The organism is Flavobacterium cheongpyeongense, assembly GCF_003202435.1.
Taxonomy (GTDB): domain Bacteria; phylum Bacteroidota; class Bacteroidia; order Flavobacteriales; family Flavobacteriaceae; genus Flavobacterium; species Flavobacterium cheongpyeongense.
On record NZ_QJHK01000001.1, the window covers coordinates 370,140 to 384,423 of the forward strand.

A 14,284-nucleotide genomic window follows, 5' to 3' on the forward strand; every position below is an offset into this window, starting at 1 on the left:
TAGAAACAGCCGTTTCAGTATTGAAATGGCTGTTTACATTTTGAAGGGTTATTTGATATGCAATGCCATTCTGGTAGCCAGAATATGTTCGCAAGGGCCTTTTCGCAATTGATTGGATTTGTAGAAAGAACATTCACAATTGCCCTCAATCAGTCGGTTGTCTTTGTCTAAAACGGCCAAAGTCGTATAAGTAAAATAGTTGTCGTTTACTTTTCCTTTGATCTGTAATTGTTCGCCTTTTACCGTTGTTTCAATTTTGACACGGTTTTGCGTGATGTAACCATTGGCGACTTCTTCCTGCGGACTTGCAAAACGTAATGCTTTCATGTTTAGTGGTTCCTGAGTTAATTCCCGGACACGGTATAAACCTAAATTTAAATCGTAAATAACACGTCCTGCCTGAGTGTAAGCAGTCAGGGATGCCGAAATTACCGATGGATCAAGCTGTAGTTTTTTAGCCAGATTGGCAGAGGTATCAAACCAATTTTCTTTTAAGGCATCAAAAACTTTTTCCTGCGTAAACAAATCTACATTGGTTCTTGGCGCCATCAAATCAAAATTTCCTGCTGTGCTCCAGTCATTTTTTGTCCAGCCAGATAATCCTAATGTATACGACATATCACCAAGATCTGCAATAAAAAACGATGGTAGTCCGGATCCTAATAATACGACTTTAAAATTTTGTGCAACAGGAATTAATCTTTCGAGGATCAATAACCGGCGTCTTCCCCAAATGCGGATTGTTTTAGCTTCATTTCCCTGAAAAAGAGAGCGGTGAAACGTTAATTCGTCATAAGCAGGTTCAAATACCACTTTTATAGGTTTGTCCGGTTCGAGTATAAAACGTAAAGCTCTCGGTCCTTTCTTCTCTTTAAAACGTCTTAAATACTGACACAAACTAAAAATATCCATGGGATGTAAATCAAGCACTGTTGCTGGTAACGTCATTGCAGAACTTACCTGCAGAAATCCTCTAACCCAGGAATCTGGCAGCTCTATTTTTACTTCTTTGTAAACTTCTTCGTTGGTTGTTTTAGCTTCAAAACCAGAAGGATCAATCTTAAACTCGGTTTCTTTGTAATTTCTTATTTTCTGAAATTCATTATAGAGTCCTTCAGAATAATCAATATTGGTTGTCCCACATTTAAAGTCGCTGATTTCTGTAAACACATTATAATTACAGCTTAATTTACCGTAAGACGATTCGTCTTTGCTGAAACATTCAAAAAAAACTTCATCGGGATGAACGGTAATTACAGGATCCAGAACATACCAGGCATCTTTATCATTTTTGTATAGATAATCGAAATAGGCAGATTTAGCTTTGTTAAAAGGTCCCATTACGGTTGCTTTTTCTTTATGAACAGCACGTAATTCTTCTTTTAGTTCCTGAATGCGAGCCCGTACATTTTCGATTTGAAAATCGGCCATATATTCACTCAGCCAGATTTTCTCCTGCTCAGCTGCCCATAGTTTATATTGTTCTTTATCTTTTGGAAAAAAACGCAAATCTGAAATCACGACATCATGAAGTGCAGACATGGCCTCTCTAAAAGCTATTTTTTGATTGAGTTTTCCAACAAAAAAAGTCGGTTCCCGCAAAGTATCCGGCGAAAAACTCATGCTGGTACTATTAGAAGTGTTATTTACAATCGTGCTGCCGTTATATTTATAATCAAATAACATAACTTAGTTTTTAAGGATTAAATGGGTATGCAATTGCGGATAAAGCGTTTTTAAATCGGTCAGAATAGTGATACAGCTTGCCTTATCCTGTATAGCCACAGTAGCCGAAATGTCATTCATAATTTCTGTTACAAAAAGAGCTGCTTCTTCATTTTTCTTTCCTTCCTGGTGTAAAAACTGAAAAATGCGTTGTTTGGCAATTCTGGCTTTGTGCACTCGTGTCAGTACAGAACGGAAATAAAAAGTAAGTTCTTTTAGTTTTGGCAGATTATCTACAGCGTAAGTGTTGAGGTAATTGGTCACAAAAAGCTGCATGTTTACGCTTGGATGCTGGCTTAACTTTGTTAAATAAGTTATACCGTCTTCCGGATTAAAATGTTGTGTAATCATTTCTTTTCCAAATTGTTCAACGGCGGGCAAGACAGAATCTGCAATGCTGATCAGGCATTCTAAATCCCAGTCGGTCTCGACAAATTCGGTTTTAAAGAAATGAAATGCAAATGCCCTGGTATCGTCCCAAGTGGTTTCTAACAGAGTAAGCGCATTATTTCTCTCTGTACGAATTCGTTCTTTATTGGCTATAAAATAATTCCATGACCATTGTCTTACAGCCAGGATTTCGTGGTTTGCTAATGCGATAATCTGCAGAATTGTAAATTCAGAAGTACGGGAATATTGTTTCAATATTTCGTATCCGGTTAACTGGCTTTCTCTGTAATTGGCATAAATTAATTTGATGATGTCACGAGGATTTAAGGCTGTATTCCATTGAATTGCAGTTTGTTCGAGTGTGAATTTTTTGAATATTATATGGGCACCTCCAAATTTTTCTTTTCTAATCAGGGCATAAACATTGCTGCGAAGGGCAGCGTCAAGTATGCCTGAATTTGATTTTCCTAATTGAACAATGCGATCGAGAACAGCCGTAATGACATCAGAATATTCATTTTGTAATAACTCTAATAAAGTTTCCGTATTGGCTAATAAATAATCTTCCTGATATTGATGTAAAAGCAGGATGCCATTTTGTCTAATTTCGAAATTATCATCTTGCAGAAAAAGGGCAATAAGCGAAAACGGAATTTCCTGTGACGCTACTTTTTTAGATTTCAAAATTAAAATACTACTGGCTAATAAGTTGTTCGTTTTTAAATCAGAGGCAATTAAACGTGCCACAATATCCCAGCTTAATTGTTCCAGATGCGATGTTGCTATTGTTTTAAGCCTGTTTATTGCAAGTGCTGCTAAGGTATTGTTAGCAGTGGATTCTTCAAGTAAAAGCAGCTCAATAATTACTTTTCCGGTAATGACTTTGGCTTTATCTTCAGTAAATACAAAGTTTTCTAAAGTGTTTTTTATCCAGTTTTTTAAACCCGGAATCTCGTTAAAAAAGATTTTTACAACAGCCTCAATATCGTTTAGAAATAATGCTGTATTAGATTCAATCTGTTTTTTTGCCCAATTTCGTGCAACCTCTGTTTTAGAATTCAGCACATTGGCAACAAAACCAGCCTGAGAAACGAGTGTGTCATTTTTGAGGCGTATGGTTTCAAATCCTAAATAGTTTGGAATAGCAAAATCACTATTCAGCAAATTTAAAATGCTGGTTTCATCAAAACGATTGATCAGAGTATTAAAATCGCTTCTGACTTTTAGATTATTATAAGCAAACTCATGTATGATATTCATCTGCGCTTCCATAATCAGCTGAATATAAGCTTCCGGAAAAGCATCCCAATGTTCCGGGAATAATTCTAAGCGATCTTGATTATCATTTTGGATGGGTTTTTCTTCTAGGGAAACTATCAGTGATTGAGTCTTTTTTTCTTCTTTTTTACCAAAAAAAGTAGCAAAGGCTTTTTTTGCCACATCCAGAACAGAGCTGGAACTTTGATTGGTATTTCTGTTTGTTTGTTGGGTTGGTTTACGGTCTATTATTCTGGTTGGATCATTTTCGGAATAATAATAATTTTTACTGGAAAAAACTTCCTGCCCCAAAATAAACTTCATTTTCGAATTTAAAATTCGGGTTTTATCATTTCCAAATAAAATGGTTGACAGCAAAGCCAGATTAGAACACTCCGGATAATCTATTACAGTATAATAGTATCTTTTGTCATTATAATTGTACTGACCATACATATTTACAGGTGATTTGTCGGCTTTGGTATAATCGTCTTCGGTGTATTTTGATAAAATGGAAACGGCAAATTTGAGGTATTTTTTGGCATCCTCTGTTGCATGCATTTCTTTCAAAAAAGTAAGGCTGTTTTTCTGAAAATAAAGTTTAGTAAAGTTAGAAAATGCAATTTTACTGTCTTTACTGCGAAGTTCTTTACCGATGTTTACTCTTTCATTTAAAGAGAAAATGAATTGTGAGTTAGCGTAGTCACTTTCTAATGAAACTGTTCGTGTAAACATTGGATTTTCATTTTCAAAACGGTAGGCTAGGACGGCAATTGCCTCTGCATCATTTCGTAAATGAGCTAGTTTGTAAATAGCCCTTACATGCTTAAAATAAGGCGGTTTAAAAGGAACTGCTTCTAATAAAAATACAACAATTTCATGTAGTTTCGCATCAAACTTAGAAACTAAATACAAAGTGGTCAGATAGGTAATCGCATTATTTTCTAATTCCTCTTTTAGAAAATGAATTAGGGCATCAAAATCTTTTTTGTCAATATAGTACTTTGCTTCCTGAGGTATCGTCTCCAGGAGTGATTCGATATGTTGTTGTAATTCAGCTTCTTTTAAGATTTCTAATACCCCCTCATGAGCCAGGTTTTTTATATATTCTTTTTGTCTTCCCTGAAAAGCGTTAGATTTAAAAACTTCTTTACCAGCAACTGCTTTTAGTTTTATTAAAGCCCAGATAGCCGAATAGGTTTGTAAATCATCTCCTTTTGATGCTAATTTAATAATGTACGGAATCGCTTCCTGTATGTTTAATAAACCGGCTTTCCAAATTACTCGGCTGGTTTTCCATTCGGTATTAAAAGTCTGTCTGCCTGTTACGGCATCTTCTAAACGCTGCAGGATTACACCGTTTTTAGAATCCGGTTCTATGCTTTCTAATGAAGGAAGATCAATAAGCGTTTCTATTTCTGAGGCGTAACCTTTTGCTTTTTTTTCATTTTCAAGCTTATCAAAAATAACTTGTGCTTTTTCAGCCGAAACATATTCCGGAGTTTTAGTTCCTTCTTTTAATACGGTACCTCTTCTTCCATATCTAAAATTTACCACATAATTATTGGCGTCAATAGCACATAAGTCTATTTCGTATACTTTATCTGAATTTCCTTCTTTATAGAAAAGTTTGATCTGCTTAATTAATTTCATAATCGAAAAGGCTGTTAATTAAAAAATATCCCACCAGTTTTCCGGTTTTTTCTCGATTGGTATTTCCTTTGTTTCATCCGGAACCGGAATAACGATTGGAGTAATTTTTTCTGGAATACTTATTTTTTCTACATAAGGTAAACCATGTTGTTTTATAATATCTTTCAAATTTTGTCTGAATACGATTCCTTTTTCAGGATTCACCATACGTACATAATTGATGTAACCTTCTATCGCATTAATGACATGTATGGCTTTTCCCCATTTTTGGTCTTTCCATCCGTTTTTTTCAATATTATGAAGTAAGGCGCGAAATTTCCGCAATTGATTTCGGTCAATATTTGGTTTTTTATTAACAACAATTCCGGTCACTTTTTGCTGTATTCCTTTTCGCATCACATGGATTTTATCGGGATGAATCACAAAACCTTCCGTTTCGATTATTTTTTTAGTAAAATATAGTAAACGCGAAACATTTTTGCTGTTTTCCTGAGTTGTAGAAAAACTCATGTCGTCTGCATAACGCGTATAGTTGAAATTTAATTTTTTAGCTAATCCATTGATTTTTTTATCCATTTTATAAACTATCAAATTGCTTATAGCCGGACTGGCAGGCGAACCCTGCGGTAATTTTCGTTCACCGGACTGAACATAATAAGTAACTCCGTCTAATATTGTCTCGTTAATTTCAGAGTGAGTACATAACAAACCTAAAATAACAGCAACTTCTTCAGAATAACCCATTTTATGAAACAATCCTTTTACTCTTTTATACGTTACCGTTGGGAAAAAATCTTTTAAATCGATATTAACTACAATGTCTTTGTTGATGTGGGGCTGGGCATTGGTTACAATAGAACGTTCTTTGATAAAACCATGCGCCTCCGTGGTGTAAGGTATTTTTTGAAGTATGTTTTCTAAAATCCAGTTTTGAATTTCTTTTAATTTCGGTTTTGGGGCTGATATTTTTCGCTTGCCTCCTGATTTTTTTTCAAGTTCAAAAGTATGATAATGGTTAATTTTGGATACTTTTCTGTTGTAAGCAAGATATTGTAATGCTTTCAGATCTATCTGCATACTTTTTGCGAGCGCCAGCGCATCTTTATAAAAAGGCAGCTTGTATTTTTCTAAAAGCGTAAGATTACTTTCTTTATAATAAAGCCCTTTTGATACTTCTTCGCCTAAATATAAAATTTGCTGTTGCTGTAATAATTGCCAGTTCTCAGCTTTTTCGCGACGTTTTTTCTCATTATTTAATTTGGTTTCAGCCCTCTTCTCTTTCGCAGCTTTCATTCTTGCTTTGCGCATTTCAAGAATCATAGATTCTCTATTGCTGTACTTTCTGTCTTGCGCTAAAAGATCATTTAATTCTTTTTCAATTTTAGCTTCCTGTTTGATAAGGATTTCAGAAAGTGTAGGCTCAGCTCCTGACTGCCAAAATCCTAAACGCTGCATTTCTTCTAATATGTAGCTATCTTTTGAAGTTGCTCTTATTCTATCATAAATTTGTTGTTTACTTAGCTGTTCAGACATAGTATAATCGCTGTTTTTATATTAAAAAAAGCCCTATTGCAGCAATAGGGCTTAAAAGTTTAAAACCTTCGTATTTTCTGAGGACTATGTCTATCAACTCCCGAGAAAGGGTACTATACGTACAGTTAATCTCAAGGAGGTGGAACCGAAACTGTACGTATAGTACCCTTTCTCATCCATAAGATAGAAGTAGTGCTGAATGTGAAATAATTTTACATCGATGACGAAACATCATCATTTTCTTTATACAAGAAAAAGCAAGGTATTTCTTAAACTCAAAACAAACATAATAAAAAAAATTTGATTGTAATAGAACTAATTTAAAATAGATATTATGTTTTTTTAAAGTTGCTTATAACGATTTAATTATGAGTTGAAAACAAATTTATAATAGAATAATAAAAATTAGGTATCCAAATATAGACTAATAAAAACAGCGTTTTTTTATACTATAGCCTTATACCAGTAAATTTTTGAATTGTTAAAAAAAAAGAATTAGTATAAATTGTACATGGGAATGACTAAAAAAAACGGCTGTTCTAAAAAGACAGCCGTTTTTGGGTTGATTAATTTATATTTTGATTAATTCTGGATTCCGTAGATTTTATCGTAAAGACCTTTGTAAATTTCTTTGATGATTTTACGTTTTAGTTTTAAAGTAGGGGTAAGCTGCCCGCCATCGATAGACCAGACATCTGGTGTTAATTCAAAACGTTTAATTTGTTCCCAGTGCCCGAATTTCTTGTTTACTTCTTCGATTTCGCTGTCAATACGTTTAATGACATCAGGGTTTGATGCAATTTCAGCATTGGTGCTTCCTAAAGTAATTTTATGGATTTTCGCCCATTCTTTTACAAATTCAAAATTTGGCTGAATAAAAGCAGCCGGCATTTTTTCGCCCTCTCCAATTACCATAATCTGTTCAATAAAACGGGATTGTTTCATGGCGTTTTCAATAAGCTGTGGTGCAATATATTTTCCGCCGGAAGTCTTGAACATTTCTTTTTTACGATCGGTAATTTTCAGGAAACCTTCACTGTCGATTTCTCCAATATCTCCTGTATGAAAATACCCATCCTGTAAAGCCTCTGCTGTTTTTTCCTCATCTTTATAGTAACCCAGCATAACGTTTGATCCTTTGCATAAAATTTCACCGTCTTGGGCAATTTTTACTTCTACATTGCGGATTACTTTTCCGACGGTCCCAATTTTAAAACCTTTGTTTCTCTGGTCGTTTACTGCAATTACGGGAGATGTTTCAGATAAACCATAACCCTCCATTACAGGAATTTCGGCAGCCGCAAAAACCCTTGACAATCGTGGCTGTAAAGCAGCGCTTCCGGAAACCATTAATTCCAGCCTTCCTCCCAAACCTTCTTTCCATTTGCTGAAAATTAGTTTACGGGCGATTTTTAATTGGAATTCATACCAGAAACCGTTGGCTCCGTATGGTTCGTATCGTAATCCTAAATCAATCGCCCAGAAGAATAATTTTTTCTTAATTCCGGTTAGTTCAGCTCCTTTAGCGTAAATCTTATCATAAACCTTTTCTAAGAGCCTTGGTACAGCTGTAATTACCGTTGGGCGTACCTCTTTTAGATTATCACTGATTTTTTCAATGGATTCTCCAAAATAAACCGAAACACCATAATATTGATAGATATACAAAATCATTCTTTCGAAAATATGGCAGATAGGCAAAAAGCTCAAAGCAGTACTTTTTCCTGCATCAAACGGAATTCTTGGCGCACTGTCCAAAACATTTGAAACAATATTTTTATGAGAAAGCATTACGCCTTTTGGTTTTCCGGTAGTTCCCGATGTATAGATAATCGTAGCAAGATTGTCTTCTTTGATGCTGTTTTTTCTGATTTCAACTTCTGTCTGATTACTTTCATCAGCACCCAAAGTCAATAATTCCGACCAATGTTTGCTTCCTGCAATTTCGTTAAAAGAATACACTTCCTTTAATGTAGGGACATTTGCTTTTATGGCATTTACCTTCTGTAGTACTTCTTCATCAGAAACAAAACAATAGATACTGCCACTGTGGTTTAAAATATATTCATAATCTTCTTGCGAAATAGTAGGGTAAATGGGTATGTTTTGTGCACCTGTCTGCAGGATACCAATATCCATTATATTCCACTCCGTACGGTTATTAGAAGTTATTAAGGCAATTTTATCATCTTTTTGAACCCCCATTCGCAATAATGCTCTGGAAACGGCATTCGCTTTAGCAATGTATTCGCTGCTGGATGTTTTTTCCCAGATACCATTTTTTTTGGTAGCCAATGCAACTGGAAGATTGTAAGTTTCTTGTTGATAATAGGGAAAATCAAAAAGGCGTGTGATTGTAACCATTTTATATGATATATTGAATTTTACCGCAAATTAAATAAAAAACAGATAAAATTTTTAATTTAGGAAAATAATATCCGAAAATCTTGGGAGGCTTTTTAAATACAGCGAAAACGTTTTCATTTTCACTGTAACATCATAATATAAATAACAACTAATTAGTTAGATTCGGGAGTCTTTACTTCAGTATTATCTCCATAGTCTTTTACACGATCCCCCATGAGATACATTTTTTTCTTATTGGGAACAATCAGAAATTGGGTGTAAATCCATTCACCTGTTCCTTTTATTTTGTACCAAAACGTATAAGCGGCACTGTCGAACCCTTCTTTAAAGATAGGAATACCTTCATTACTGCATTTGATTCCCCATACCATCTCTTTTTTAGACATATTTTCTAATTGAAAAACACCGGTTCCATCAGCATTGATCTGAATAATAGGTTTTTTTGTCCCTTCAATTAAATAAATACCAGCTACAGGCTGACCTATGTCTGTAGTCATAAAATGTTCGTGGAATTTGTACATAATTGAGGTAACCTTAGCTTGTGCATGTAACTGTGTAGCACCTACAAAAAGGGTAATTAAAAGTGATTTTAAGATTTTCATGAATGTCAATATTTAATTTTTTTTTTGGGGATTATTTTCTGCGAATATAGTTTAAATTGGAAAAGTTATTCTATAAATTATAAAGCTTTTTTAAAATTTTATTGAATTTGAGAAAATGATTATTTTAATTTTTAGATGATTTTTTATTGATGAAATAAATATGTTTTCTTTTATGGTTATACATTTGCAATACTAAAATGCAATATTTGTTGTTGTATAGAAAAAAAGAATATGAAAAAGTTTTTGATTTTGTTTTTAATAAGCGCCACTTGTTTTGCGCAGGATTTTAATAAATTAGATGCTAACGGCAAAAAAGACGGTGTTTGGAAGGGTATTTACGAACCTTCTAAAAGACCTCGTTATGAAGGTACATTTATTCATGGAAAAGAAACTGGAATTTTTAAGTTTTTTGATGATACTAAAAAAGGGGATGTTATAGCAACACGTGATTTTAGCGCAAATGACGGAAGTGCCTATACTATTTTTTATGACCAGAAGAAAAACATAGTAAGCGAAGGAAAAGTTGTTGGGAAAAATTATGAAGGAGAATGGAAATATTACCATAAGGCTTCTAAAGTGTTAATGACACTTGAAAACTATAAAAACGGAAAGTTAGAAGGGCAAAGAACCGTTTACTATCCAAATGCAAAAGTTGCTGAAGAAATAACTTATAAAAATGGATTAAAAGAAGGTGTTTATAAAAAGTTTGGACAAAACGGAATCATTTTAGAGCAAACAACTTATTCTAATAACCAATTTAATGGGGATGCTGTTTTTTATGATTTAGATGGGGTAGTAGCTTCGAAAGGTAAATTCCTAAATGGTAAAAAAGTTGGAATGTGGCAATTTTACCTGAGAGGGAAATTAACTAAGGAGGTCAATATGAGCGATCCTAAAAGCAACTATAAGGCAGATTCAAAACCTAAAATGGAATAGGTTTTAAAAGGATAATTGAGTTAAATTTGATTTGTTAATATTTTGATTAAATGGATATAAACGAACTTTCCGGAAGGTTTTTTTTATTGTTTTTTTCAATTTTGGTTTTGTATTTTTTCTCCAACAGAAAGGATAATGAAACTATAAATCCCTTAATGGTCATTGTGGGGCTTTGTACTTTTTCCCTTTGTTATTTATTTACAAAAATCGAAATTGGGGTGGGAATCGGTTTTGGCTTATTTGCCATTTTTTCAATTTTAAGATTTCGTACGCAATCTTTTACCGTAAATGCTATTATCTTTCTTTTTGCTACGATTACACTTTCTATTTTAGACATCATGTATCCATACGAAAAAATAGAAATTCTGCTATTTTTTCAATTCATTATAATAGGATTTTATATTGCTGCTTCCATAATAGTGAACAGAAAGGTATCCAGATATTTGAATACTGTCAATGTTAAAATTGTATTAGACCCTAACTTTTCTTTAAATAATGAAACTATCAGGAAATCTATACAGGACAAAATGAATATCAAAGATTTAGACTTTAAAATCATAAATATAAATACTGTCACAAACGAAATTGATGTTTTAGTTTTTTACTGATTATTCATTAAATGGTCTTACTTGTTTGATGTATAACTCCCTGTTTTCGCCAACAATTTTGAATTCAATATCGACAGGATGATATTGGTTTTTTCTCCAGTAGCGATACATTTTTTCTTCAATTTTCCTACTGACCACAAAAAGATTATTGATTTCTTTTCTATTCAATATGGGTTCATTGTTATTAAGATTTGAATTAGAAGTATAATCTACATCAAAATCTGTATCGCTTGTACCGGTATTAAAGTGATAAATAATAAATTGTTCGCAGACTTCTCCTTTTTCTGGCTTTACAACTGAATTCTCTCCTTTTTGAACGTTAACGGTAATTCCGGAGAAATTGGTCCGGAATATATTTTTTGTAATCACAACGCCATTAGCCAGTTCGTCCGGGAAAGAACGATGTACCAGAACACCCATTGCGATGTTTTGCTGATCAATTCCAAAAAGTTCTCTTTCGTTATAAGAAGCCTCATTCCATACACTTGCCCAAACCTGTTTAATGGCTTTTTCAAATGTTTTGATGCTATCACCCAAAATCCCGGTTTTAGAATCGTACAAGCCGGCTCCGTTAAAATCATCTAAATCTTCCGCATTTGTTGAAGACCGGAATCTGAAATTTTTGAAAGCTTTATTTTCAAAGGTTTTGTTAAGAGTAGCAATTAATTTAGGATCAACGGGTTCTTTTTTAATAGCATCCCTGATTTTTTTGAGCTGCTGATTTACCCATTGTGAAGAATCTTTATTTGGATAAGTTAAAAGTTCTTTTATCAGAGGCGAAATTGTTTTCTTTTGAATATGTCTGGTATAGAAATAAAACGGAATTGCATGCGCATCTTCAGGTGTTTTAAAAGAAAGTTCTTTTGAAATCGCAATCAAATACGCCATATTTTGTGCTTTTGCACCAATGTAATTTACTCCCTTTTTAGTAATTTTAGACAAATCTACCAATTGGGTGACACTACTGTCAATGATGAGTTTTTTCTTTTTTAGATTGTTTTTCGGAACTATTTTTTTGTTACTTTCTTTAATGAAAAACGTATCTACCTTGATTGTTAATTCTACTTTTTTTGAAAGTAAATTTTTAATATTATGGTCTTTATCAACGGTTGTATAAGCCATTATCGGAATTTTTCTGTTTTTACCCAAAAGTACTAAGTGGCTTAACGGAGTCTGTAGTTCATTTACAATAATTCCTCTTACATTGGGCAAAATATCAGGCGTTCCGTCCAGAATTATAATTTCATCAGGACTTGGTTTTGTTTTTTCTAAATCCTTTATTTTATATTGTTTCAGAATACCGACATTGCTTCCTGAAACCACTTCCTGATAGCTAATCTCATTAAAAATGTAATTTGATTTTATACAAGGAATCTTGAATTTTTGTTGTTGGAACCACTCAGCTTGCTCAGGATTATTGAGGTAAAATTTTAAATCCTGACCAATAAAAGAAGAATTTACAATTAAATTATAAAAGCGTTCAATTAACAAAATCGGCATATGATCTGAAGCTGCTAATTCAAAAATCCATTTGTTGGTTCCTTTAATGTGATTTAGGTTTCCCAGTAAAAATTCTCTGCCTTTCTCTGTATTACTGTAATTGTTATCATTAAAAATGTCGAGATCTTTGGGATACCCCAGATAATTGGTAACAAACTCATAATGAAGCCGTATAAGAGTACTGTTAAAATAATACATTTTTTGCTTTTTCAAGTCATAAATCATCTTCACTGATTCGATATTGGAGAATTTGTCAGATAAAGGTTTGCCTCTAAAAGCTTTGTAAGCGTTATAGTCCGGTAATGAAGAACGATAGCTTTGTGCACTTGAAACAGTTAGAATGATAAAGAAAACAAAAGTAAAAAAGGATTTTAGCATGGTATCTTAATTGATGGTTAAAAGTAATTAAAAAAGGCATAGGTTTTATCTACACTTTGATTGCATAAACTAATCAAAAGCAGCATGATTATCTATAATTTGATTTATCTTTGCACCCTTGTAAAAATATAAACGATTTAGAATGAAACGTGTAGTTGTTGGACTTTCTGGTGGAGTAGATTCGAGTGTTGCAGCCTATTTATTGCAGCAGCAGGGATACGAAGTTATTGGCCTTTTTATGAAAAACTGGCACGATGATTCTGTTACTATTTCAAATGAATGTCCGTGGTTAGAAGATAGCAATGACGCTCTGTTGGTTGCTGAAAAACTTGGAATACCGTTTCAGACTGTCGATTTAAGTGAAGAATACAAAGAAAAAATCGTTGATTATATGTTCAACGAATACGAAAAAGGAAGAACTCCCAATCCTGATGTGCTTTGTAATCGTGAAATCAAGTTTGATGTTTTCATGAAAATTGCATTAAGCCTTGGTGCCGATTATGTAGCAACGGGACATTACTGTCAAAAAAGTGAAATTGAAGTTGGCGGGAAAACTGTTTATCAATTGATTGCCGGAGCAGATAACAATAAAGACCAATCGTACTTTTTATGCCAGCTTTCTCAGGAACAATTGTCCAAGGCTTTGTTTCCAATCGGAGCTTTGACAAAACCTGAGGTTCGTGAAATTGCTGCCGAAATGGAATTGGTAACTGCTGAAAAGAAAGATTCTCAAGGCCTATGTTTCATTGGAAAAGTACGTTTACCTGAATTTTTGCAGCAAAAATTACAGCCTAAAGAAGGAAAAATTGTTCAGATTGATAAAAATGACCCGATTTACACTATTGAAAAACCTGCTGGTTTATCTTTAGAAGAAGAACTCAAAAAGGAAGCTCAAAAATTGAAATATCGTCCGGAGATGGGAAAAATCATGGGCAAGCATCAGGGAGCTCATTATTTTACGGTTGGACAGCGAAAAGGGTTAAATGTAGGCGGAACTACTGATCCGCTATTTGTTATTGCAACAGATGTTGAAACGAACACAATTTATACAGGTCTTACCAGCCATCATCCTGGTTTATTTAAAAAAGCCTTGTTCATAGAAAAATCTGAAGTACACTGGGTTCGTGAAGATCTGATCCTGAAAGCTGGAGAGAAAATGCAGGTAATGGCAAGAATCCGTTACCGACAGCCATTGCAAAAAGCAACTTTGCATCAATTTGAGGACGGAATGTATGTTGGTTTTGAAGAACCTCAGTCAGCAATAACAGAAGGACAATTTGTTGCCTGGTATTTAGAAAATGAATTAGTTGGTTCGGGAGTAATTTCATAGCTTTA

At 33.7% G+C, this 14,284-nt stretch carries 9 protein-coding genes; 3 read left to right on the forward strand and 6 right to left on the reverse strand.

Features of this window, described 5'->3' with window-relative positions:
* Positions 1-48 precede the first annotated feature (48 nt).
* The 5 genes from DMB65_RS01605 to DMB65_RS01625 form a co-directional block, all read right to left on the reverse strand.
* Positions 49-1,686 carry an SWIM zinc finger family protein gene (locus tag DMB65_RS01605; protein WP_110304919.1) on the reverse strand — a complete coding sequence of 546 codons (1,638 nt, stop codon included), beginning with the start codon at positions 1,684-1,686 and terminating at the stop codon, positions 49-51.
* A gap of 3 nt (positions 1,687-1,689) precedes the next feature.
* Positions 1,690-5,025, reverse strand: coding sequence for a WGR domain-containing protein (locus DMB65_RS01610; RefSeq protein ID WP_110304920.1), 3,336 nt, complete (start codon positions 5,023-5,025; stop codon positions 1,690-1,692).
* Between the two features lie 18 nt (positions 5,026-5,043).
* Positions 5,044-6,558: a reverse transcriptase family protein gene (locus tag DMB65_RS01615; protein ID WP_110304921.1), complete on the reverse strand. Its 1,515-nt coding sequence runs from the start codon at positions 6,556-6,558 to the stop codon at positions 5,044-5,046.
* Between the two features lie 582 nt (positions 6,559-7,140).
* Complete coding sequence (locus DMB65_RS01620) at positions 7,141-8,922, reverse strand: AMP-dependent synthetase/ligase (RefSeq protein ID WP_110304922.1); 1,782 nt, start codon at positions 8,920-8,922, stop codon at positions 7,141-7,143.
* Positions 8,923-9,077: 155 nt separating this feature from the next.
* Positions 9,078-9,527 (reverse strand): hypothetical protein, encoded by a 450-nt coding sequence (locus DMB65_RS01625; RefSeq protein WP_110304923.1) that lies wholly within the window; start codon positions 9,525-9,527, stop codon positions 9,078-9,080.
* Between the two features lie 231 nt (positions 9,528-9,758).
* Between DMB65_RS01625 and DMB65_RS01630 the strand changes: the two genes are divergently transcribed.
* Both DMB65_RS01630 and DMB65_RS01635 read left to right on the forward strand, forming a co-directional pair.
* Positions 9,759-10,463, forward strand: coding sequence for a toxin-antitoxin system YwqK family antitoxin (locus DMB65_RS01630; protein WP_110304924.1), 705 nt, complete (start codon positions 9,759-9,761; stop codon positions 10,461-10,463).
* A gap of 50 nt (positions 10,464-10,513) precedes the next feature.
* The gene (locus DMB65_RS01635) at positions 10,514-11,071 is read left to right on the forward strand and encodes a DUF4956 domain-containing protein (protein ID WP_110304925.1); all 558 of its coding nucleotides are present in this window, start codon (positions 10,514-10,516) and stop codon (positions 11,069-11,071) included.
* On the opposite strand, the gene DMB65_RS01640 is transcribed toward DMB65_RS01635, so the two are convergent.
* Positions 11,072-12,949 carry a PEP/pyruvate-binding domain-containing protein gene (locus DMB65_RS01640; protein WP_110304926.1) on the reverse strand — a complete coding sequence of 626 codons (1,878 nt, stop codon included), beginning with the start codon at positions 12,947-12,949 and terminating at the stop codon, positions 11,072-11,074.
* A 142-nt stretch (positions 12,950-13,091) separates the two neighbouring features.
* On the opposite strand from DMB65_RS01640, the gene mnmA reads away from it, so the two are divergent.
* The gene (gene mnmA, locus DMB65_RS01645; protein ID WP_110304927.1) at positions 13,092-14,279 is read left to right on the forward strand and encodes a tRNA 2-thiouridine(34) synthase MnmA; all 1,188 of its coding nucleotides are present in this window, start codon (positions 13,092-13,094) and stop codon (positions 14,277-14,279) included.
* The last annotated feature ends 5 nt before the right edge of the window (positions 14,280-14,284 follow it).

What these genes read in the sequence shown, in the direction of transcription:
- DMB65_RS01605 (WP_110304919.1), bottom strand. Translation starts at nt 1,686, where the DNA reads ATGTTATTTGATTATAAATATAACGGCAGCACGATTGTAAATAACACT.
- DMB65_RS01610 (WP_110304920.1), bottom strand. Translation starts at nt 5,025, where the DNA reads ATGAAATTAATTAAGCAGATCAAACTTTTCTATAAAGAAGGAAATTCA.
- DMB65_RS01615 (WP_110304921.1), bottom strand. Translation starts at nt 6,558, where the DNA reads ATGTCTGAACAGCTAAGTAAACAACAAATTTATGATAGAATAAGAGCA.
- DMB65_RS01620 (WP_110304922.1), bottom strand. Translation starts at nt 8,922, where the DNA reads ATGGTTACAATCACACGCCTTTTTGATTTTCCCTATTATCAACAAGAA.
- DMB65_RS01625 (WP_110304923.1), bottom strand. Translation starts at nt 9,527, where the DNA reads ATGAAAATCTTAAAATCACTTTTAATTACCCTTTTTGTAGGTGCTACA.
- DMB65_RS01630 (WP_110304924.1), top strand. Translation starts at nt 9,759, where the DNA reads ATGAAAAAGTTTTTGATTTTGTTTTTAATAAGCGCCACTTGTTTTGCG.
- DMB65_RS01635 (WP_110304925.1), top strand. Translation starts at nt 10,514, where the DNA reads ATGGATATAAACGAACTTTCCGGAAGGTTTTTTTTATTGTTTTTTTCA.
- DMB65_RS01640 (WP_110304926.1), bottom strand. Translation starts at nt 12,949, where the DNA reads ATGCTAAAATCCTTTTTTACTTTTGTTTTCTTTATCATTCTAACTGTT.
- mnmA (WP_110304927.1), top strand. Translation starts at nt 13,092, where the DNA reads ATGAAACGTGTAGTTGTTGGACTTTCTGGTGGAGTAGATTCGAGTGTT.